General features: G+C 56.5%; 20 protein-coding genes and 1 pseudogene. 9 read left to right on the forward strand and 12 right to left on the reverse strand.

Annotated elements, in window-relative coordinates:
- Positions 1–39: 39 nt before the first annotated feature.
- The 9 genes from ERE07_RS20790 to rpmH all read right to left on the reverse strand — a co-directional run bounded on the left by ERE07_RS20790 (position 40) and on the right by rpmH (position 7,597).
- Positions 40–753, reverse strand: a complete 714-nt coding sequence (locus ERE07_RS20790; RefSeq protein WP_130010945.1) for an ABC transporter ATP-binding protein — start codon at positions 751–753, stop codon at positions 40–42.
- Complete coding sequence (locus tag ERE07_RS20795) at positions 753–1,496, reverse strand: ABC transporter ATP-binding protein (RefSeq protein ID WP_130010946.1); 744 nt, start codon at positions 1,494–1,496, stop codon at positions 753–755. Before ERE07_RS20795 ends, ERE07_RS20790 begins: the two co-directional genes overlap by 1 nt.
- A complete protein-coding gene (locus tag ERE07_RS20800) occupies positions 1,493–2,470 on the reverse strand; it encodes a branched-chain amino acid ABC transporter permease (RefSeq protein ID WP_130010947.1) in 978 nt (325 codons plus the stop codon). Before ERE07_RS20800 ends, ERE07_RS20795 begins: the two co-directional genes overlap by 4 nt.
- Positions 2,471–2,520: 50 nt before the next feature.
- Complete coding sequence (locus tag ERE07_RS20805; RefSeq protein WP_130010948.1) at positions 2,521–3,441, reverse strand: branched-chain amino acid ABC transporter permease; 921 nt, start codon at positions 3,439–3,441, stop codon at positions 2,521–2,523.
- Between the two features lie 57 nt (positions 3,442–3,498).
- A complete protein-coding gene (locus ERE07_RS20810; protein ID WP_130010949.1) occupies positions 3,499–4,698 on the reverse strand; it encodes an ABC transporter substrate-binding protein in 1,200 nt (399 codons plus the stop codon).
- 243 nt (positions 4,699–4,941) lie between these two features.
- Entirely contained in the window at positions 4,942–6,639 is a 1,698-nt protein-coding gene (gene yidC / locus ERE07_RS20815) for a membrane protein insertase YidC (protein WP_130010950.1), read from the reverse strand.
- Positions 6,640–6,763: 124 nt separating this feature from the next.
- A complete protein-coding gene (yidD, locus tag ERE07_RS20820) occupies positions 6,764–7,045 on the reverse strand; it encodes a membrane protein insertion efficiency factor YidD (RefSeq protein WP_130010951.1) in 282 nt (93 codons plus the stop codon).
- Positions 7,042–7,407, reverse strand: coding sequence for a ribonuclease P protein component (gene rnpA / locus ERE07_RS20825; protein ID WP_130010952.1), 366 nt, complete (start codon positions 7,405–7,407; stop codon positions 7,042–7,044). The genes yidD and rnpA overlap by 4 nt, the downstream gene beginning before the upstream one ends.
- Positions 7,408–7,462: 55 nt before the next feature.
- Positions 7,463–7,597, reverse strand: a complete 135-nt coding sequence (gene rpmH, locus ERE07_RS20830) for a 50S ribosomal protein L34 (RefSeq protein ID WP_128355903.1) — start codon at positions 7,595–7,597, stop codon at positions 7,463–7,465.
- Positions 7,598–7,803: 206 nt separating this feature from the next.
- On the opposite strand from rpmH, the gene dnaA reads away from it, so the two are divergent.
- From dnaA to ERE07_RS20850, 4 genes are all read left to right on the forward strand, one after another.
- Positions 7,804–9,222 (forward strand): chromosomal replication initiator protein DnaA, encoded by a 1,419-nt coding sequence (gene dnaA / locus ERE07_RS20835; protein WP_130010953.1) that lies wholly within the window; start codon positions 7,804–7,806, stop codon positions 9,220–9,222.
- 2 nt (positions 9,223–9,224) lie between these two features.
- Positions 9,225–10,334, forward strand: a complete 1,110-nt coding sequence (gene dnaN / locus ERE07_RS20840; RefSeq protein WP_130010954.1) for a DNA polymerase III subunit beta — start codon at positions 9,225–9,227, stop codon at positions 10,332–10,334.
- Between the two features lie 95 nt (positions 10,335–10,429).
- Positions 10,430–12,880, forward strand: coding sequence for a DNA topoisomerase (ATP-hydrolyzing) subunit B (gene gyrB, locus ERE07_RS20845; RefSeq protein WP_130010955.1), 2,451 nt, complete (start codon positions 10,430–10,432; stop codon positions 12,878–12,880).
- 79 nt (positions 12,881–12,959) lie between these two features.
- Positions 12,960–13,496 (forward strand): putative molybdenum carrier protein, encoded by a 537-nt coding sequence (locus tag ERE07_RS20850; RefSeq protein WP_130010956.1) that lies wholly within the window; start codon positions 12,960–12,962, stop codon positions 13,494–13,496.
- A 467-nt stretch (positions 13,497–13,963) separates the two neighbouring features.
- On the opposite strand, the gene ERE07_RS20855 is transcribed toward ERE07_RS20850, so the two are convergent.
- From ERE07_RS20855 to ERE07_RS20865, 3 genes are read right to left on the reverse strand one after another with little or no spacing between them, the layout of a single operon-like run.
- Positions 13,964–14,806: an ImmA/IrrE family metallo-endopeptidase gene (locus ERE07_RS20855; RefSeq protein ID WP_245153819.1), complete on the reverse strand. Its 843-nt coding sequence runs from the start codon at positions 14,804–14,806 to the stop codon at positions 13,964–13,966.
- Entirely contained in the window at positions 14,803–15,198 is a 396-nt protein-coding gene (locus tag ERE07_RS20860) for a hypothetical protein (RefSeq protein ID WP_130010957.1), read from the reverse strand. Before ERE07_RS20860 ends, ERE07_RS20855 begins: the two co-directional genes overlap by 4 nt.
- Positions 15,195–15,545 (reverse strand): hypothetical protein, encoded by a 351-nt coding sequence (locus tag ERE07_RS20865; protein ID WP_130010958.1) that lies wholly within the window; start codon positions 15,543–15,545, stop codon positions 15,195–15,197. The genes ERE07_RS20860 and ERE07_RS20865 overlap by 4 nt, the downstream gene beginning before the upstream one ends.
- 396 nt (positions 15,546–15,941) lie before the next feature.
- Between ERE07_RS20865 and ERE07_RS20870 the strand changes: the two genes are divergently transcribed.
- The 5 genes and pseudogenes from ERE07_RS20870 to ERE07_RS20890 form a co-directional block, all read left to right on the forward strand.
- Complete coding sequence (locus ERE07_RS20870; protein ID WP_130010959.1) at positions 15,942–16,886, forward strand: hypothetical protein; 945 nt, start codon at positions 15,942–15,944, stop codon at positions 16,884–16,886.
- Positions 16,887–17,330: 444 nt separating this feature from the next.
- Positions 17,331–18,680, forward strand: coding sequence for an anti-phage deoxyguanosine triphosphatase (locus ERE07_RS20875; protein ID WP_130010960.1), 1,350 nt, complete (start codon positions 17,331–17,333; stop codon positions 18,678–18,680).
- Positions 18,681–19,016: 336 nt separating this feature from the next.
- Positions 19,017–19,157, forward strand: a complete 141-nt coding sequence (locus ERE07_RS20880) for a hypothetical protein (protein ID WP_209021208.1) — start codon at positions 19,017–19,019, stop codon at positions 19,155–19,157.
- Positions 19,158–19,160: 3 nt separating this feature from the next.
- Complete coding sequence (locus ERE07_RS20885) at positions 19,161–19,577, forward strand: DUF411 domain-containing protein (protein WP_130010961.1); 417 nt, start codon at positions 19,161–19,163, stop codon at positions 19,575–19,577.
- 356 nt (positions 19,578–19,933) lie between these two features.
- A pseudogene (locus tag ERE07_RS20890) lies at positions 19,934–20,686 on the forward strand (ABC transporter permease); the annotation flags it as partial.
- Between the last annotated feature and the right edge of the window lie 117 nt (positions 20,687–20,803).

Consider the following 20,803-nt stretch of genomic DNA (forward strand, 5'->3'; position numbering starts at 1 on the left):
CGCTGTTGGGATCGGGCGAAGATGTCTGATGGTGGCGATCTAAACACCCATGTAGTGTTGGAGTTGGTCGCGTTGGGCGGTAAGCGCTGCGGACGTGCCGGACCAAACGGCGTGGCCTTTTTCGATAATATAGTGACGATCTGCCAGAGGAAGCAGGGAGTTAAGGTTTTTGTCGATGCAGAGAATGGTCATCCCGAGCGACTTGATTTGGGCCAGGCAGCGCCAGATTTCTTCGCGGATGAGCGGTGCGAGGCCTTCGGTGGCTTCATCCAGGATAAGCAGCCGGGGGTTGGTCATGAGGGCGCGGCCGATGGCGAGCATTTGTTGTTCGCCACCCGAGAGTTTGCTGCCGCCGTTGTTGGCGCGTTCTTTGAGTCGCGGAAAGAGCGCGTAGATGCGGTCCAGGGTCCAGGGTTGAGCCAGGCCTTGCCGGTTGTGGGCGGTGGCGACGAGGTTTTCCTGGACGCTGAGGTTGGGAAATATCTGGCGACCTTCTGGCACGAGGCCGATACCGGCCCGCGCGACTTTATAGGAGGGCAGGCCGGCGATACCTTGGCCAGCAAATTGTATGGTGCCTTTAGTGGGGGCCATAAGGCCCACAATGGCTTTGACGCTGGTGGATTTGCCCATGCCATTGCGTCCCAGCAGGGTGACGAATTCGCCCTCGCTGATCTGGAAGCTCATGCCGAACAGGGCCTGGCTAGCGCCGTAGAAAACGTCGATGTCTTTGACGTCGAGCAGTTCGCGGGCCATTATGCGTCATCTCCGAGGTAGGCGGCGCGTACGTCCGGGTGGTTGCGGATGTGCTCGGGTGGGCCGCTGGCAATGACGCGCCCATACACCAGTACGGTAATGCGGTCGGCCAGCCGGAATACGGCGTCCATGTCGTGCTCGACCAGAACGATGCCGTACTCGCCTTTCAGCTCAAGCAGCAACCGGGTCATTTCGGCGGACTCGGCCTGGCTCATGCCGGCCATGGGTTCATCCAGCAATAAAAGCCTGGGTTGTCCGGCCAGCACCATGGCCAGCTCCAGCTGGCGCTGTTCCCCGTGCGCGAGATCGGCGGCGGGGACGTTGCTGCGATGCGCCAGCCCGGTTCGCTCCAGCATCTGCCGGGCGGGGCCGGTCAGCGAGGATTGGTCGGCGACAGGTGTCCAGGCCCGAAAACTATGGCCCTGGTGGGCCTGAGTGGCGAGCATCACGTTTTCGAGCGCCGTGAATTCCGGAAAAACCGAGGTGATCTGGTAGGAGCGTGCCAGGCCGCGCAGGGCTCGCTGGGCGACGGGCACGCGCGTGATGTTTTCGCCATTAAGCAGGATCTGTCCCTCATCGGGGCGTATTTCACCCGCAAGTTGGGTGATCAGCGTGCTTTTGCCGGCGCCATTAGGCCCGATCACGGCATGCAGTTCGCCCTCGGCAACATCCAGATCAAGGTGGTCGGTGGCCACCAGGCCACCGTAGCGTTTGACCAGTTTACGGACGGATAGCAAGCTCATCGTGTCTCCCGGGCCGCACGACGGCGGTCAATGCTATCGAACAGGCCCGCCAGGCCTCGCCGGCTGACCAGTACCACAAGTACGATCAACGGGCCAAAGATCACCATCCAATGATGGGTGATCAGCTTGAGCCCTTCCTCGGTAAGAATCATGGCCATGGCGCCGAACAAGGGGCCGAATAGCGTGCCAATTCCGCCCAGCATGACCATGACGATCAGTTCTCCCGACATCGTCCAGGACATGTAGGAGGGGGAGGCAAACTGAGTGAGATTGGCGTAGAGCATGCCTGCCACGCCACACAGCATGGCGGAGAGCACGTAGGCCGCCAGTCGATACCGGAAAGTGGGATAGCCCAGTGCTTTCATGCGGCGCTCGTTGCTCTTGCTGGCGCGTATGACTGTGCCAAAACGAGAGTGCACCAGACGGTGGCAACCATAAAGGCCGGCGCACAGCAGCAGCAACGTGGTGAAATACAGCACAAGCCCATCTGTCATGACCAGACCGCTGAAGTTGCTGCCTTCCTTGAGCCTCAGGCCGTCATCCCCGCCGTACTGGCTAAGGCTGACGAGCAAGAAATAAAACATCTGGGCAAAGGCCAGTGTGATCATGATGAAGGAGATGCCGCTGGTGCGCAGCGCTATGCTGCCGGTGACCAGGCCGACCACGCAGCAGGCGATCAGTGTCGCCAGCAACTGTATCCATCCACTGTCTATGCCATGGAAGCTGAGTATGGTGCTGCCATAGACGCCCAGCCCCAGAAACAGCGCGTGACCGAAACTCACCATGCCGCCGTAACCCAGAATAAGGTTTAGCGAGAGCGAGGCAAAGGCGAAAACCAGGATGCGGGTGACAAAGGAAATCAGGAAGGGATTGTCCCGCATCAGGAATGGGAACAGCGCCAGCACCACCAGCAGCACGATACCTGCGATGGTGCTGGTCTGACGATGGCGGAGAACATTGAAACTTAAAAGCATGGCGCTGGGTGGACCTGTAATATGGGCATGGGCGACTGACGCGGCGGGTGTCAGTGCCTGTGCACTGGGAACAGCCCTTGGGGCTTGATGGCCAGCACGGCTGCCATCAGCAGATAGATCATCATCGAGGCCAAAGCGGGCCCTGCGATGTCTGCCGCACTGCGCTCGAACATCGTACGCAGGATGGAGGGAAGCAGCGTGCGGCCCAGCGTGTCGACCACACCGACGATCAATGAGGCATAAAAGGCGCCACGGATGGAGCCGATGCCGCCAATCACAATAACCACCATGGTCAGGATAAGGATGGGTTCACCCATGCCTGCCTGGACGGACATGATGGGTCCCGCCAGCAAGCCGGCCAGTCCAGCCAGTACGGCGCCCAGCGCGAACAGCATGGCATTGAGCAGGGCTATATTGACGCCCAGCACACCGACCATGGTACGGTTGGTGGCGCCGGCCCGTATCAACATGCCGATGCGAGTGCGGTGAATCAGCAGATAGCAGCCCAGTGCGGTCAGCAGGCCTGACGCGATAATGAGCAGACGAAAGGCCGGGTAACGTACGCCGAACAGGTTGACGGCGCCGATCAGCGATTCGGGCACTTCCATGTAAAAGGGCGAAGGGCCCCATATCATCCTGGCCAGCTCATTGAAGAAGAGAATGAGGCCGAACGTCGCCAGCACCTGATCCAGGTGGTCACGCTGATATAGCTTGCGCAGCGCAATCCAGTTCACGGCAAGCCCCAGCGCAATCATGGCGGGCACCAGCAGAATGGCCGCCAGCAGGAATGATCCGGTGTAGTTGTACAGGCTGGCGGCGAAGAACGCCCCCATCATGTACATGGAGCCGTGCGCCAGGTTTACGAAATTCATGATGCCAAAGACCAGTGTCAGGCCGGCAGCCATGAGAAACAGCAGTACACCCAGCTGCAGGCCGTTCAGCGTCTGGATGATGAATAGGGTAAAACTCAAGCGCGTCTCCGCAATGTGTTGGGCGGCCGCCCCGCGCGGCCGCCAGCACTGACTGTGCTATTTCATGTCGCATTGCGCCGCGAAGTTGGCGCGGGTCTTGATCTGAATGGGCGTGGATGCTTCCAGGGCGGCGCCGTCCGGCCCCTTCACAACGTCCACACGATAGAACGGCGCATCGGGGAACTGATTGGAGTCAAAGGTGAAATCACCACGCACGGAGTCGAAGTCTGCCGCTTTCAGGGCATCGCGGAAGGCCTGCTTGTCGTCCAGCTTGCCCTGGACTTTGGCCAGCGCCGAGCCGATCAGGTTGGCGGCGTCGTAGGATTGGGCGGCATACATCGACGGCTGACGCTTGTAGGCTTTGACGAAGGCATCGACAAACTGCTTGTTCTGGGCGTTATCCAGATTGGGCGCATAGGGGGCGCTGGTGATGGCCCCGACGGCGAGCGACTTGAGCGCGGGCAAGGTGGAACCATCGATGGTGGACACTGAAATCAGCGGCAGCGTGCCCAGCAGGCCGGCCTGGCGATACTGCTTGACGAAATTCACACCCATGCCGCCAGGGTAGAACACATAGACGGCATCCGGCGAGGCAGCCTGTAGCTGGGCAATCTCGGCCGAGTAGTCCGGCTGATTGACCTGTGTGTAGACCTCGTCGATGATATTGCCGGTGTAGTCACGCTTGAAGCCTGACACAGCATCGCGACCAGCCTGATAGTTGGCTGCCATGACATACATGTTCTTGTAGCCCAGGTCGGTGGCAAGCTGGCCACCGGCCTCGTGCAACATATCGTTGTCCCAGGAGGTGGAGAAGAAATACGGCGAGCACTCTTTGCCGGCAATGGGGGCGGGGCCTGCGTTGGAGCCTATCAGAAAGACTTCGGATTCGGTGATGGGCTTGTGGATCGCCATCATCACGTTGGAGAACGTCACCCCGGTAATAATGGGTACATGCTCGCTCTTGAGCAAGCGGGTGGCTGCCTGGACGCCGATATCCGGCTTGAGCTGGTCGTCTTCACGGATGACTTCGACAGGCACGCCGCCCAGCTTGCCGTCATTTTGCTGGATGGCCAGCATGAAGGCGTCGTATTGATCCTGGCCCAATGCGCCGCCAGGGCCCGTCATGGTACCGATAAACCCGATCTTGACGGGCTCTTGCGCATAGCTTGGGGCCGCGCCCAGAGCACCGCACAACAGAGCCATGGTAAGGCTATGGCGCAGCAGCCGGCGCCGCGCAGTGGAGGTGGCGTGTGTCATGTTGTCTCCTGTTCGCACCAGTTCATGCGAAGTCTCTTTGCTTGTTGGGTTGGTTAGTATAAGGCCGTTGCGCCCGCATCAAGCCTTCGCGACAGCAACATTCGGCTAGACGCTAAATTACATTAAGCCTAAAGCTTTTGCTATCGGGAATAACCCAATGAGAAGAGCCCTTCATGTTATTGCATGAAGGGCTCTTGGTGGAACAGGCGACGGCCAGGCCGCTGGCCGGTGTCGCGCAGGCGCTCAACGGGCCGCGGCGGCGGTTTCCTTGTCGAGCTTATGCATGATGTAGCGCTGCTGTGCAATGGATACGGCGTTGTTGACACACCAGTACAGCACCAGGCCGGCCGGGAAGAAGAACATCATGCCGCCAAAGACCAGTGGCATGATCATCATGATCTTGGCCTGGGTCGGATCGGGTGGTGTCGGGTTCAGCTTGATCTGCAGGAACATCGTCGCCATCATGATGGCCGGCAGAATGAACCACGGGTCACGCACAGACAGGTCGTGGATCCAGAGTATCCAGGGGGCGCCGCGCATCTCGACACTGCCCAGCAACACCCAGTACAAGGAAATGAATACGGGAATCTGCACCACCATGGGCAGGCAGCCACCCAGCGGGTTGATTTTTTCGGTGCGGTACATCTCCATCATGGCCGCGTTGAGCTTGGCCTTGTCGTCGCCGAATTTGTCGCGCAGGGCCTTCATGCGCGGGCCAACCTGCTTCATCTTGGCCATCGAGCGATAGCTGGCGGCCGACAGCGGGTAGAACACAAGCTTGATCAGCAGCGTGAGTACGACAATGGTCCAGCCCCAGTTGCCCAGCACGCTGTGTATCCAGGTCATGATTTTGAACAGGGGCTTGGCAATAATGGTTAGCCAACCATAGTCGACCACCAGCTCCAGCCCAGGCGCGAGGGCGCTCATGGCCTTCTGGTCCTGCGGGCCAACCCACAGATGGGAATCGACCGTTACATTCTGGCCGGGCTGCAGGGTGCCCATCGACTCGATGCTGCGGATGGCATAAAGATTGTTGGACAGGTGCAACGCTTCGTTGTGGCGCACGGTGCCCTCGGGCGGCACCCAGGCGGTGGCGAAGTAGTGCTGCACCATGCCTATCCAGCCATTGTCCGCCTGCTTGGTATAGCTGGCTTTGCCCTTGTCGATATCCTTGAAGGCGACTTTCTGGAACTTGTCGTCTGCCGAATACAGGGCGGCGCCGGTAAAGGTGCGGTAGAACGGAGAGGAGTCGCCTGGTTCGCTGTCGTCGCGCGTGAGCTGCAGATACAGCGAGGGCGACACAGGCGCGGCGCCTTGGTTGAAGACGTCGTGGCGCACGTCGATGTCATAGCGGCCACGGTGCAGGGTGTAGGTCTTGACGACCTTGACGTTGCCAGACTGCGCTTCGAAGATCACGTCCAGCTTGTCGCCAGTGAGCGAACGTTCGGTGGACACCAGCTTGAACGGCGTCAGGTGCGTGGGGAAGCTTTCGCCGGCAGGCGCGCCGACGATGCCGCTTTGTGCCAGATAGGTCGACGTTGCGGAGTCGTCCAGCAAGACCATGGGCTGGCCGTTGTTGTCGGTGTCCGAATAGTGCAACAGCTCGGCTCGCACAAGCTGGGCGCCCTGCGTGTCGAATGTCAGGTTATAGACATCGGTGCTGATGTGGATCTTTTCGGAGGTGGCGGCAGGCTGGCTGTTGTCTGGCACATGCGCATCGCCCGCAGTCTGGGCGGCGCGGGGTTGCGCTTGCTGAACCGCAGCGGGAATGCTGGTGTCTGCCGCCGGCTGCGCAGGGGATGCGTTGTTGGCATCAGCTTGTTGGGCAGCAGGCGTGGGGCCGAAAAGCGAGGCCTTGCCGTTGTGCACCTGCCAGTTGTTCCACAGCAGCAAGAGCGAGAGAGAAAAAATCATCCAGAGGATGGTACGTCGGATGTCCATAGCGCCTGTTTCGAGTTGAAGCCGAGCAAAAGCTCAACAGTTTAACGTAGCTCAGCTGAATCCAGATTGAGCGTAAGCGGAGCGAATAAACCGGTGCAGTCTTATCCCGCTTTCTGGCGGGATTTCAGGGCTGCTCCGGTGGATGCGGCGTGGCCGGACTGGCTGCACTGGCCCGGCCTGTGTTGCTGCGTGCTGGCGGTACGGGATCATGCCCGCCCCGGCACCATGGGTGGCAGCGCCCGATGCGGCACACGCCCAGGTACAGGCCCTTGGCGGCCCCATGCGTTTCTATGGCCTCTATCGTGTAGGCCGAACAGGTGGGTGTGAACCTGCATCCGTGGCCAACCCAGGGGCTCAGAAAGTACCGGTAGAACCGGATGGGAGCGATGAGAAGTGCGCGTATCATTGCGCCGCCTTGTCCAGAAGTGCGTCGGCCTCGAGGCGAACCTGCTTTTTGAGCTGGGTCAGCGTGACGGGGCCAATGCGCGAGTGTAGCCTGAAGACGAGGTCGCGTTCGGGCAGCAGGTGCTTTTTTTGCCGAAATGCCTCGCGCAGCACCCGCTTGATGGCGTTGCGCGTAACGGCGCGCGCGGCAAATCGCTTGGCGATAATGAGGCCCAGCCGTGAGCCTTGCCCTTCGAGTGCGTCGTTGCCGCGCGGCGTCATGACAACGAACAAAGCCCCTCTGGCAAGCCGCCGGCCCTTCAGGGCCGATGCGTACTCGGAGGGGCGATGCAGGCGTGCCGCAGCGGGAAATGTGGCGCGCATCGTAGCGGTAAGGCCAGCGGCGCATGTCCGGCTGGCTGCCCGGGCAGCGACTGGCTTAGACGGCCAGTTGCTTGCGGCCCTTGGCACGGCGCGCATTGATAACGGCACGGCCGCCGCGGGTTTTCATGCGGACACGAAAACCGTGAGTGCGCTTGCGGCGGGTAACTGAAGGTTGGAATGTGCGTTTCATGGTTGATCCAGATTAAAAGAACGGCCCGCAGCGTATATTCGGCGCTGCCCCGGCGGGTTGAAAATTCGGTGTCAAGCCCGCCATTTCATCAAATTTTTATAGTTTAGTCAAATGGTTAGCACAGAATAACGTGCAGTTTCATATTCAGGCTTGTGGATAACTAGGGCCTCGACAGGGTAGAATCGAGGTTTACCGAAGTGACCGATATGAAAGATTTCTGGCAGACCTGCGTCCAGCGTCTGGAGCAGGACCTACCTCCGCAACAAATTAGCGCCTGGATACGCCCTCTTGTACCCGTTGCGTTCGATGAAGCGCAGGCGGTGCTGCGGGTGTCTGCGCCCAATCGGTTCAAGCTCGATTGGGTGCGCAAGAACTTCTCGCACGAAATCGAGCGCCTGGCGTCCGAGTGGTACGAACGGCCCGTGCAGGTTTCGTTCGAGCTGGCCAGTGCGTCCGGCGGCATCCATCGTGGCGCCGCCCCCACGCGGTCCGGCGCCGCGCCGCTGTCCGTTGGCTCGCCCCCTGCACCGGTGTCTGCGCCTGCTGTGGCCAACCCGGGCGCCGCTGCCGCGGCCAACGCGGCGGCCGAAGCGGCCAATGACCGTTCCCGGCTCAATACCGACCTGACCTTCAAGAACTTCGTCACCGGCAAGGCCAATCAGCTCGCGCGCGCTGCTGCGCTGCAGGTCGCCGAAAACCCCGGCGTGTCCTACAACCCGCTCTTCTTGTACGGCGGCGTGGGCCTGGGCAAAACCCACCTGATCCACGCCATTGGGAATGCGCTGGTCGCCAATGGCACTGGCAAGCGTGTGCGCTACGTGCACGCCGACCAGTACGTCTCCGATGTGGTCAAGGCCTATCAGCGCAAGGCCTTCGACGAATTCAAGCGTTATTACCATTCGCTGGATCTGCTGCTCATTGACGATATCCAGTTTTTCGCCGGCAAGAACCGTACCCAGGAAGAATTCTTCTACGCGTTCGAGGCGATGGTGGCTCAGCGCAAGCAGATCATCATCACGTCGGATACGTATCCCAAAGAGCTGTCCAACATCGACAGCCGCCTGATCTCGCGTTTCGATTCCGGCCTCACGGTAGCCATTGAGCCGCCCGAGCTCGAGATGCGCGTGGCCATTCTGCTGCACAAGGCCTCATCAGAAGGCGTCAGCATGCCCGAGGAAGTCGCCTTCTTCATTGCCAAGCATCTGCGCAGCAACGTGCGCGAGCTCGAGGGCGCGCTGCGCAAGGTGTCCGCCTACGCGCGCTTTCATGGCCGCGAAGTGCTCACGGTCGATGTATGCAAGGACGCGCTCAAGGATTTGCTGTCGGTCTCTAATGGACAGATCACCGTCGAGAACATCCAGAAGACGGTCGCCGACTTCTACAAGATCAAGGTGGCCGATATGTATTCCAAACGCCGGCCCGCCAATATTGCCATGCCCCGCCAGGTCGCCATGTACCTGGCCAAGGAGCTTACCCAGAAAAGCCTGCCCGAGATCGGCGATTTATTCGGCGGGCGGGATCACACCACCGTATTGCACGCGGTGCGTAAAATCGCCAATGCCCGGTCCAAGCAAACCGAGCTTAACCACGCCCTTCACGTACTAGAACAAACCCTGAAAGGATAATCATGCAACTCGTACAAGCGACTCGCGATGAAGTGCTCAAACCGTTGTCGACGGTGGCGGGTATCGTCGAACGTAGGAACACGTTGCCGATACTTGCCAATATCCTGTTGCGCAAGGAAGGCAACAGCGTGGCTTTCATCGCAACCGACCTTGAAGTCCAGATCACGACGCATGCCGGATTCGGCGTCGGCGACGACAACGAGTCCACCACAGTCGCTGCGCGCAAGCTGCTCGATATCCTGCGCGCCCTGCCCGACACCTGCGATGTAAAACTGGCTTTGGCCTCGGCCAAGCTTTCGGTGCAGTCCGGCAAAAGCCGGTTCGCCCTGCAGACCATGCCCGCGCCCGAATTCCCCATTTTGGCCCAGCCCGAAAAATGGGACGTTTCGTTTTCGCTGCCGCAAAAGGCGCTCAAGCATCTGTTCAATTCGGTGCACTTTGCCATGGCGCAACAGGACATCCGCTACTACCTGAACGGCCTGCTTTTTGTGTTTGAGCCAGGCTTTGTGCGCGCGGTTGCGACCGATGGCCACCGCCTTGCCCATAGCGGCACGGCGGTCGAGGGCATCGAGAGCAAGCACGATGTCATCGTGCCGCGCAAGACAGTGCTCGAAATGCAGCGTCTGCTGGCCGATACCGAAGATCCTGTTTCCATCGATGTGGCCACGGGCCAGATCCGGTTCCGCTTTGGCGATGTCGAGCTGGTCTCCAAGCTGGTCGAAGGCAAATTCCCCGACTTCACCCGGGTCATTCCCAGCAACTATACGCGCCACTTCTCGGTCAATCGCGACGAGCTGCAGGGAGCACTGCACCGCGCCGCCATTCTCACCACCGACAAGCTCAAGGGCGTGCGGGTGCAGTTGTCCGACAACCTGCTCAAGATTTCTTCCTCCAACGCCGAGCAGGAAGAGGCGCAGGAAGAAATCGACATCGATTATGCGCACGAGGCGCTCGATGTCGGTTTTAACGTCAGCTACCTGCTCGATGTGCTGGCCAACGTCAAAACCGACAGCGTGCAATGGTCCGTGCAGCCCGATGTCAATGCGTCCGCGCTCATTACATCGCCCGACGACGACCAGTTCAAATACGTTGTGATGCCGATGCGTATCTAAGGCGTTTCCTGCTTCACGCGCCACGGGCGCCGGGCCTCCTGTCCGGCGTATCTGTGCAGCCGCCCGTCAGGTTTATATAAGGTTTCCGCAAAACTATGTCAGATCAAACTACCAACGCCCCCGCCACCGGTTACGGCGCCGATTCCATCAAGATGCTCAAGGGCCTGGAGGCCGTTCGCAAGCGTCCCGGCATGTATATTGGCGATACTTCCGACGGCACAGGCTTGCACCATATGGTCTTCGAGGTGGTCGACAATGCCATCGACGAGGCATTGGCGGGCTACTGCGACGATATCGTGGTGACCATCCATGCGGACAACAGTATTTCAGTCAGCGATAACGGCCGTGGCATTCCCACCGATCTGCACAAGGACGACGAGCATCACCGCAGCGCGGCCGAAATCGTGATGACGGAGCTGCACGCCGGCGGCAAGTTCGATCACAACTCCTACAAGGTGTCGGGCGGTTTGCACGGTGTGGGCGTGTCGTGCGTGAACGCTTTGTCGCAATGGCTGCGCCTGACGATTTCCCGCAACGGGCAGGTTCACGAAATGGAGTTCCGGCGTGGCGAACGCGTGGAGCCGCTTACCGTTACCGGGCCAACAGAGCTGACAGGCACGCGGGTGCAGTTCCTCGCCGACGATACGATCTTCGAGAATATCGAGTACCACTACGACATTCTCGCCAAGCGTCTGCGCGAGCTGTCGTTCCTGAACAATGGCGTCAAGATCCGCCTGCTCGACGAACGCACGGGCAAGGAAGAAAACTTTGCCTTTCTGGGCGGCGTCAAAGGTTTTGTCGAATACATCAACCGCAGCAAGACAGTGCTGCATGCCAATGTGTTCGCGGTCAGCACTGAGTCTGTCGTGAATGAGGCACCCATCGGCGTAGACGTGGCCATGCAATGGAACGACAGCTACACCGAAACGGTGCTCTGCTTTACGAACAACATCCCCCAGCGCGATGGCGGCACTCACCTGACCGGCCTGCGCGCCGCCATGACACGGGTGCTGAACAAGTACATTGCCGATAACGAACTGGCCAAGAAGGCCAAGGTGGATACCACCGGCGACGACATGCGCGAAGGCCTGGCTTGCGTGCTGTCGGTCAAGGTGCCTGAGCCCAAGTTCAGCAGCCAGACCAAAGACAAGCTGGTGTCCAGCGAAGTGCGTCCTGCGGTCGAGGAAGCGGTTGCCCGCACGCTGGAAACCTGGCTGCTTGAGCATCCCAACGATGCCAAGGCTTTGTGCAACAAGGTGATTGAGGCTGCGCGCGCGCGCGATGCGGCCCGCAAGGCGCGCGAGATGACGCGCCGCAAGAGCGTGCTGGAAGGCGCTGGCCTGCCCGGCAAGCTGGCCGACTGCCAGGAGAAGGACCCCGCCTTGTGCGAAATCTACATCGTGGAGGGTGACTCGGCAGGCGGCTCGGCCAAGCAGGGCCGCGACCGCAAGTTCCAGGCTATCTTGCCGCTGCGCGGCAAGGTGCTCAATGTCGAAAAAGCGCGATTCGATCGCCTGGTATCCAGCGAGCAGATCACCACGCTGATCACCGCCCTGGGCACGAGCATCGGTCCGGATTTCAACATTGACAAGCTGCGCTATCACCGCATCATTATCATGACCGACGCCGACGTGGACGGTGCGCACATCCGTACGCTGCTGCTCACGCTGCTGTATCGGCAGATGCCCGAGCTGGTTGCGCGCGGCCACATCTATATCGCTCAGCCACCGCTGTACAAGGTCAAGGTCGGCCGCGAAGAGCGTTACCTGAAGGACGACGCTGAAGAAGCGCAGTTCATGCTGCAGGTGGCCCTGAAAGAAGCCTCGCTGGTCGTGCGGCAGGGCGCCGAGCCCATTATTGGCGAAGCCCTGGCCAATTTGGCGCGTCAATATGTAATGGCCGATTCGGTCATCAGCCGCATGGCCCGCCACCTGGACCACGATGCGCTGTCGGCCATGGCCGAAGGGGTTGAAATCAATCTGGACGATGCCGAGCAGGCGCAGGCTTCGGCGCAGCGGCTAATGGATGCGCTGTTCGATCCTGCACTGCCCAACGCTGTGTCGGTCGAGGCGCAGGCCAATGAAGAAGGCGATGCCTGGCGTCTGGTGCTCAGCCGCATGCATCACGGCAACGTGCGCGTCAGCGTGTTCGACCGCGCCTTTGTGCGCGGCGCAGATTACGCCACGCTTGCGCGCGCTGCGCAGACGTTCATTGGCCTGATGGGCGAGGGCGCCGTCATTGCCCGTGGCGAAGGCGACAGACGCAAGGAAAAACCCGTGTCCGACTTCCGCGAAGCCATGCAGTGGCTGCGCAGCGAAGCCGATCGCAGCATCAGCAAACAGCGCTACAAGGGCCTGGGCGAGATGAATCCCCAGCAGCTGTGGGAAACCACCATGGATCCCGCTGTGCGCCGTCTGCTGCGCGTTCAGGTCGAGGATGCGATAGCGGCGGATGAGGTCTTCACCACGCTAATGGGCGATCACGTCGAGCCGCGCCGGGAGTTTATCGAAACGCATGCGCTGCAGGCGGGGAATATTGATGTTTGAGCGTGTTGTAGGTGAAGGCATAAGCTGAGAATTTGAGGCCCATAAGTTGAGAAACTAATGGGTCTCTTGTTTTTGATTGATGTCTTCCATACTCCTTGAGGTAAGCAAAGGGAATCATAGATGGCTAGCCAAAAACACATTTGCCAAACGAGTCTGCGCTTTATATCTGGAGGCCAAAACAGGAGCAGATCGGGCTGCACTGGACTTTGCTATCGAGCATGGCTACCCGCATGGTGGCTGGAACCCACGAGGGCGTGAAGCAGAAGATGGCACAATTCCACTGAAATACCAACGCACAGAACTGGTTGACGGCGGATATCGCCAACGTAATAAGCATAATGTTGGGGATAGTAATGGCACGTTGGTCATTAATACTGGCGAGCTCGACGGTGGAACCTTGGCAATTCAAGTATTTGCCCAGATGCAGCAGAAGGCGTACTTTCTTGCCCAGGTTGATACCCACTCGCTGGAATCTTTGGCGTTGGAGATTGCTGAGTGGCTACGTATCCATAACATTCGAGTGCTCAACGTGGCAGGTCCAAGGGAGAGCAAAAGGCCGGGGATCTATGCCATCACGCGTGAGCTGCTAGAGCTTGCCTATGCTGTAAGTAAGTAGGCTCAAGCAAGCAGGGGAACCGTCCTATACTGGGTACTGAACAACCAATATGGTGATTAACCATGTGGCATTGCATGAATGGCAAAATGCCTTACTTCATAGGAGCCCCTGATTGGGCAACGCCCGTTATCGAGAATGGAAAACAGGCGTTACGAAGTTTGCCACCGTAGATGAATTAACAGAGTTCCTGGATGGGGCTTGGGTCATTAAGGCCAGTCGAGAATGGGTGAGCGACGAGGGCTGGATAGATTGGAGCGGTGGGGAGTGCCCCCTGAAAGATGGCGATGTAGACGTCTAGTTACGTGGTGGTGACAAGATTTGGCACTAGCAACCCACTCAAGCGGGTGGTACGAGTCAGTGTTGAAATCATGAGGATGGTTTCGGGGTTGCCTGCGATCCAATAAGGAACTAGTTTAGCTCTGTGTCAGTTCCTGAGTAATGGGAATTCATTCATGAACGACCTAGCGCTATCGTGCAGATTGTCTTCGAGGAATGTATGAGCCATGCTCGTTGTATTTTCGGTCGATATTCCAATCAGGGCCAACCTCAAACATCGATGACTCTAGATAGAGTAGGACAAGCGCTGTACCTCCCGTACTAATGAGGCATTGTTCCTGAACCTCATACTCGCCAGCGTCATTATTTCTAAACCAGACATTTGCGGGTTGTTTCCTCAGCCCTGGACATTCAGTACCGTAATGGAGTAAGTCGTAGGTAAAGGAGTCTTCGTCTAGTTCCTCTTTTAGGCGCCAGCGTGTTGGAATATCTTGGGCAGGAATCGCCCAACGTTTTCCATTACGGTCATAGCAAGCAACGATGACTGGCTGCGTATTAACGTCGGCTAAGCGCAATGTGGTGGTCAGTATGCTTGTCTCAAAATCATGGGCAACATTTATCAGCTGTTGAAATGTTGGTGTGCCGAATGATTTGATCACTGGATTAAATAGCGGTCTAGGAAGCAATAGATGCGCCGCAAAACTATCCGCTTCTCTCTCCAAAGATCGGTCAGCTGACAAGTTGGTTTCAGGATCATCCACACGGCACCTAAAAGAGCGTCCTCGATGTAGATGCCAATGCCCAAGTTCATGAGCCACGGAAAATCGCTCGCGACCGCGTACCCCTGATGGGTTGATGGTGGCGATGGCACGATGACGGTAACCCACTAGAGACGCCTCACACCCCTTCATAGGTTCATAGACAACTTCAACTTGAGAGTCGAACGCGATGGCTTCGATGTCCAGCTCTTCGGGCCTACTGATGCCTAGATCTACGATCAATGCTTCCGCGCGCTCTCCAACGATCGCTGTCACCTATCATCTCCGTCCCTAGTCGATTCTTCAAGGCTTTTGAGTTGCGAGTACAACGCTATCGCCTCAGTGTCGGACAACTCCCCAAGGTTGCGTGCAGCCAGCGTAAATCTGCTGTCATTAGATGCTTTTTCTAAAAAGAGTCGTGCTTCTTCTGCTGAAACGTTCTGCAGTGTTGCAGAGGGTTGGGCCATTAGAGCTGCATATCCGGCTTTCGCCGCAGCAAGGCGTGAACGACTAGCTTGCGCCTTGGCGGCTTTGAGCAGGTCAATCCCCTTGGCTTGTACTGTTTCTGGGTTCAGTCCTTCCAGAATCTGGTCATCGGGAGTCTCGATTAGTTCAGAGACAAATGTATCAATGAAGTTGTCAAACTCGTTGCTCGACTTTGTATTCATGTTGATCTCCACTCCGTATCCAGCGCGTTTAGTCGGCGCAGGAGCCGGTTTCGGGCCGCATCATACTTCTTTTCATCCCATCCTAACGTCTCGCGCGCCTCAGCTCCTCGCATGCCGTCAGCCCAGGTCATGACAAGCAACCCAAGGTCTTCGTCTCCTCCTAGTGCAGCGTATATCTGAGCTATTTGCTGCTTCCCAGACAATTCATCTTCGGGCGTGGCTGTTACTTTGCCATGGGCTACCGGCGTCCTATCATCTTCGTCAGCCTCAAATGCCTCGACGACCACGTGTTGGTCGATAGGACTGACATCATTGTGCTTGCGCGCGTTGCTAGCGATGCTATGCATTACGCCCTTAAGCACGACAAGAGGATGAAGGTCAGCCGGCCAGACTCGGGTTCCGTCCAACAACCGACACAAAGCTTCTTGCAACAAGTCGTCAGGCGTCCAGCCAATTAAACCACCACAGAGAAGCGTTGCGATGGACTCTGCTCGCTTCCAGTCAGCTGGACTTAGGCCCTGAAGGGAAGCCTCTACTTCAGCCTTAGATAAGCGCTCGTTTGGGCTAGTTATAGCAGACATAGATGGGTTCTCCCTCCCTATGACTCTTGACCACGCCTCGCTGGACGGCCTGGGTGAAAAATATTTCTTTATGCCGGCGTCCACGGAGCCAGTCTCAGGAGCCCTATCAGATAAGAGGCAGAGTTTCCGCCGCCTCACTTACTTTTATAAGGAACTCTTACGATGCAGGTTAACAGAAAAACCCGAAATATTACAAAATACATCAAGCATCTCCAGCCGCATGAGCCATACATGCTTGGTCTTGCTATTCAGCATGATATTGAGGCACGCCTGAAGCCACTTGGCTTTGAGGCTTCACTCATTCCAGGACAGCGTATCTTAGCCTCCACACGTAAGGGGGCAGCATCTCGACGCAACGCTGAGGGCTTCGACATTATTCATCGTGACCAACCGATGGAAACGGCATACCGCCAAGCTGTTTGGACTTGGAAGCAGTTTGTTGGCCGTAATGATGTTGAGGAAAAGTCGAAGGTCGTCGATGTTCCCTATAAGCGCTACCCTCGCACGCGCGTCCAACCTTATAGCGTTGAGATAGAAATCAAAATACGCGAGGACGGTCAGAAATACGTGGTGGCAGGGTCGTTTACAAATGATGAAGCCAGCGTCGTTATAGCAACCAATACCGCCAACATGTTGTACGAAGTATTTGGTGGCTTTGAAATATTGGATAAGAACCTAACCAGCTGGGTCAAAGCACCCATTCATCGATTGCATTGGCAGCTACTGCCTCCAGGCCGTAATCCTTGGGATTCTGCTATTCCCGCCCTTGAAAAAGTTGTAGAACGTGCCCCTAAAGGAAACCAAGGGGTATTGCGAGCTCGATTATCTGCTGTCGGCGCCAAAGAGCCTGATTTTGTGGCGATAGGCGCTGGGGGATTTGAGGGATATGTCGTATTCGGTTTCGATCGATTAAAACAGTGCGTCCTGGAATGTCCACAAGTGAATAACGCTACCTATGTACTACCCATGGAATCTTGGGAGCGTATTGCACAGATGACTAAGGCAGAGATCCTAAACAGTGGGGCGCATACTGCTAGGCTCGTTCATAACAGAGGCTGGTTCAATGAGCTTGACTCGGTGTTAAGTGATGATCAAAAGTCTGCGTAGTGGGTAAATCGGCCATAGGGGGAAGTCCAAAAGGCCATCGCCTTATGACCGACTATTCCGAAATAGGTTGTTGAGATCGTTGGAGGTGTGCCGCTGCCCAATGGACAGCGGCGAGGTGGCCTGATTCGTGTGGCGGATTTGGGGCGCCTGGTGGTTGCACAGACGAAGAAGATGTGAGTTTGCATGCCTAGGAATCTGTGTTGAAAAGGATGAATTCCCGCTGGATTGCTGAAGCTATGGTAACTTTATACGCATACAAATAATTACATATAGTCTTGATGTGCTGGGGTTATCTGTACAGTCATTGCGATGAACTCGTTCAAAGCATCTAAGCTAGATCAGATTTTCTGAGAAGATTGAGTTATGAAAGTATTGCTAGGTTCGTACGCCATAGGTCACCGCACCGAGAAAACCTAAATACAAATACTTGGGCTGATAAGCACTATGAATAAAAAAATATGGGAAGAACGTAGATTGCCTAGTAAGTTACGAGATCGCGATGTGAGATCGGAATGGGAGCGCGATTACGCTCGTTTGATTCATTCGGCAGCATTTCGGCGTCTACAGTCCAAAACACAAGTCTTAGGGCTTGGTGAAAGCGATTTTTATCGGACGCGACTTACGCATTCCATGGAAGTTGCTCAGATCGGTGTGGGAATTGTTCGTTGGCTCAAAAAAAAGCATAAAGATAACGCTGAGATTCAATCGGCCTTGCCTGAAGATGCGCTAATAAGCTCCATTTGTCTTGCTCATGATATTGGGCATCCACCATTTGGCCATGGCGGGGAGATCGCTCTCAATATTTGTATGAGGCAGTACGGTGGTTTTGAAGGGAACGGTCAAACATTGCGTATTCTGTCCCGCCTAGATAAATACACCGACCAATATGGACTCAATCCAACTCGTCGCCTCATTCTGGGAGTTCTGAAATATCCTGCGTCGTATTCAGCGACTGTCGTTGATAGCTCTTATGGCGATATAAATACGTTTAAGTGGCTCAGCAAAGCAGATGATCACAAGCCCCCAAAGTGTTATTTGGATGATGAGCGGGACGTAGTAAATTGGCTGTTAGAGACTTTGGATCCCGAGACAAAATCGGCCTTCATAAGTGTCGAACATAAATTTGATCAGAGCACTCAAAAGCGCATTCACAACAAACCAATTCATAAAGCATTAGATACGTCTATTATGGAGTTGGCTGATGATATTTCCTATAGTCTGCATGACCTAGAAGACGCAGTTTCGTTGGGTATGGTTACGCGAAAAGGTTGGGAAAAACATAACGAAGGTGCTGTAGATCTTTTCAAGAACTGCGGTATTGATTACCACGCTTTGTCAGAAGAGTTGTTTGGGGATGAAAGCTATCTGCGTAAGAATGCAATAGGTGGGTTAGTTAATAAGTTCATTACCAATGCTGTCGTGAGGCCGTCGGCCATGCCACATTCGAAGTGCGAGTTGATAAAGTGGAATGCGTATATAGACAAGAAGCACGAGGGCTTGCTTGGCCACATATTTAATCTCGTCAGGGATCAGGTTATTAAGAGCTGCAACGTGCAACAGTTGGAGTTCAAAGGCCAAAAACTTGTGATTGAGCTTTTTGATGCTTTGATTTCCGATCCAGAGAGGCTCTTGCCCGGAAGCACGCTCAAACGCTATGCCGCCGCTGAAGGTGTTCAACAAAAGCAAGCTCGTGTCATTTGTGATTTTATTGCTGGCATGACAGATGAGTACGCCACTAGGTTATACGAGAAGCTGTTCTACCCGCATAAAGGATCAATCTTTGACAAGTATTGATGGCAGTAAAATTGCCATCCAAGTCTGTGTCGATCTCAAAATCATTTGTTCTATTAAACGTGATGGGTGCACCCTGAAGGCGTGCTGCTGGTTGCGATGAACGATAGCAACTATAGGAAAAAATTCTCACTTTATGGGTACCAAATTCTCAGTTTATGGGTACACTCGTTTTGTAAGCCATTGATTTTAATAACGCAGGATTCTCATATTATGGGTTTACCTACAGTGTTGCGTGGAGCATTATGCCCCGCTGGCTACCGTTCTCGTTCGCTAATGAAGAGCGTACGGCTCACCCGAAGAAGGGGTCGAAAATTTCGACCTTCGCAGCCCTGGCGGATGCGCGAGCTTGTTAAGCACGCGCAAGAGCTGCCGCAGGACATTATCATGCATGGCAAATCCGTTGCCGTGATGATTTTGCGCGCGGCATTCGATCATCCGGGCGTTTCGCTCATCAACCCCCGGCATACAGGAACTTGAAACATGAAAATCTGGCTGACAGCGATCGCGTTTGCCGCGGCCTCTTCTTTGGCGCAGGCTGCGGATAGCGCCATGACCGTCTATCAGGATCCCAGTTGCGGCTGTTGTTCCGGCTGGGTCGACCATATGCGGGCGTCTGGCTTTGAGGTAAAAGCCATCGAGACAAGCAATATGGCGGCAGTCAAGCAGAGGCTGGGCGTGCCGGTGGCGCTGAGCTCTTGCCATACGGGTGTGATCGACGGTACAGGGCAGATTGTGGAAGGGCATGTGCCAGCCAGTGTGGTGCGCAAGCTCCTGGCGGATGCGTCGGTAAAAGGCGTTGCCGCGCCCGGCATGCCATTGAATGCGCCCGGCATGGGCGAGCTGGATGGCAATCTGGTTACCGTGGATTTTCTGGGGCAGCCATTTTCCAGGGACTAGCCGGCAGCATCGCATCGTGATTGTGTCTGGCAGCGCTGGCATGCTGTCGCAGACCGCTTGGCAAGAGGCCGGGTTTTCCCGGCCTCTTGCTATTGGGATAAACAAAACCGAATTTGGATCGACGTCTGGAAACCCGCATTAATTAATGCTTTCAGCGTGCCGCGCTATTGATCTTTCGCAATACGCAAAAGCTGATTATGTAATAAGCAACTTGCCCGCGCTATACCTTCGTTGCACACTTTTCCCCATTCGACGCCCCGCAATGCGCATGGGCGGCCAATTCAGGACAGGTGTGAGACAAGGAAAACAGAAATGATTCGATATGAGTCGTGCTGTACCAGCAAGGGCGAGCGGCGATGATACAGTGGCTTACCAAGCGGCTGCTGCAATCAGTGGTTGTCATCCTCTTGATGACCTTGATTGTGTTCATCGGGCTGCATGCGATCGGCGATCCGGTCGATATCCTGATCGGCCAGGATGTGGATCAGGTCGATCGCGCAAGAATCATCGCTCAGCTGGGGCTGGACCAACCGTTGTGGCGGCAGTATCTGTCGTTTCTTGGCGGGGCGCTCAACGGCGATCTGGGCAAGAGCTTTGTCTACAACACCCCCGCGATTCCCCTTATTTTGCAGCGCTTTCCCGCTACGCTGGAACTGGCGCTGGCCGCGATGGTGATTGCGGTCGTGATCGGTGTGCCGACGGGGCTGATGGTGGGCCTCAAGCCTGAGGCGCCCTTGTCTCGCGCAGTGATGGCAAGCAGCATACTGGGCTTTTCGCTGCCCACCTTCTGGGTTGGGCTGATGCTGATCATGGCATTCAGTGTGCTGCTGGGCTGGCTGCCGGCCAGTGGGCGCGGCCAGACGGTAGAGTTTCTGGGTGTGCAGTGGTCCTTCCTGACGTGGGACGGCCTCAAACACATGTTCCTGCCCGCGCTGAACCTGTCCTTGTTCAAGCTTTCGCTGGTGATCCGCCTGACCAGCGCCGGCGTGCGCGAAGTGCTGCCGCTGGACTACATCAAGTTTGCGCGCGCCAAGGGATTATCGCCCTTGCGAATTATCGGCGTGCATGTCCTGCGCAATATTCTGATTCCCCTGGTGACGGTGCTCGGGTAATCCCCCCATTTTTAACGGTCGTTAAAAGTAGAGGCTATGCGGCTAAGGCCATTTTTTGAATTGGTGTAATGCCGCCCAAGGCCATATTTGGCCTTTCGTTATTGTAAGTCCAGA

The sequence above is a fragment of the Allopusillimonas ginsengisoli genome (assembly GCF_004153455.1).
Taxonomy (GTDB): domain Bacteria; phylum Pseudomonadota; class Gammaproteobacteria; order Burkholderiales; family Burkholderiaceae_B; genus Allopusillimonas; species Allopusillimonas ginsengisoli.

What these genes read in the sequence shown, in the direction of transcription:
- ERE07_RS20850 (WP_130010956.1), top strand. Translation starts at nt 12,960, where the DNA reads ATGTCTTCCATACTCCTTGAGGTAAGCAAAGGGAATCATAGATGGCTA.
- yidC (WP_130010950.1), bottom strand. Translation starts at nt 6,639, where the DNA reads ATGGACATCCGACGTACCATCCTCTGGATGATTTTTTCTCTCTCGCTC.
- dnaN (WP_130010954.1), top strand. Translation starts at nt 9,225, where the DNA reads ATGCAACTCGTACAAGCGACTCGCGATGAAGTGCTCAAACCGTTGTCG.
- ERE07_RS20800 (WP_130010947.1), bottom strand. Translation starts at nt 2,470, where the DNA reads ATGCTTTTAAGTTTCAATGTTCTCCGCCATCGTCAGACCAGCACCATC.
- ERE07_RS20875 (WP_130010960.1), top strand. Translation starts at nt 17,331, where the DNA reads ATGAATAAAAAAATATGGGAAGAACGTAGATTGCCTAGTAAGTTACGA.
- ERE07_RS20790 (WP_130010945.1), bottom strand. Translation starts at nt 753, where the DNA reads ATGGCCCGCGAACTGCTCGACGTCAAAGACATCGACGTTTTCTACGGC.
- rnpA (WP_130010952.1), bottom strand. Translation starts at nt 7,407, where the DNA reads ATGCGCGCCACATTTCCCGCTGCGGCACGCCTGCATCGCCCCTCCGAG.
- yidD (WP_130010951.1), bottom strand. Translation starts at nt 7,045, where the DNA reads ATGATACGCGCACTTCTCATCGCTCCCATCCGGTTCTACCGGTACTTT.
- gyrB (WP_130010955.1), top strand. Translation starts at nt 10,430, where the DNA reads ATGTCAGATCAAACTACCAACGCCCCCGCCACCGGTTACGGCGCCGAT.
- rpmH (WP_128355903.1), bottom strand. Translation starts at nt 7,597, where the DNA reads ATGAAACGCACATTCCAACCTTCAGTTACCCGCCGCAAGCGCACTCAC.
- ERE07_RS20880 (WP_209021208.1), top strand. Translation starts at nt 19,017, where the DNA reads ATGCGCGAGCTTGTTAAGCACGCGCAAGAGCTGCCGCAGGACATTATC.
- ERE07_RS20860 (WP_130010957.1), bottom strand. Translation starts at nt 15,198, where the DNA reads ATGAATACAAAGTCGAGCAACGAGTTTGACAACTTCATTGATACATTT.
- ERE07_RS20795 (WP_130010946.1), bottom strand. Translation starts at nt 1,496, where the DNA reads ATGAGCTTGCTATCCGTCCGTAAACTGGTCAAACGCTACGGTGGCCTG.
- ERE07_RS20885 (WP_130010961.1), top strand. Translation starts at nt 19,161, where the DNA reads ATGAAAATCTGGCTGACAGCGATCGCGTTTGCCGCGGCCTCTTCTTTG.
- ERE07_RS20865 (WP_130010958.1), bottom strand. Translation starts at nt 15,545, where the DNA reads ATGCATAGCATCGCTAGCAACGCGCGCAAGCACAATGATGTCAGTCCT.
- ERE07_RS20810 (WP_130010949.1), bottom strand. Translation starts at nt 4,698, where the DNA reads ATGACACACGCCACCTCCACTGCGCGGCGCCGGCTGCTGCGCCATAGC.
- dnaA (WP_130010953.1), top strand. Translation starts at nt 7,804, where the DNA reads ATGAAAGATTTCTGGCAGACCTGCGTCCAGCGTCTGGAGCAGGACCTA.
- ERE07_RS20870 (WP_130010959.1), top strand. Translation starts at nt 15,942, where the DNA reads ATGCAGGTTAACAGAAAAACCCGAAATATTACAAAATACATCAAGCAT.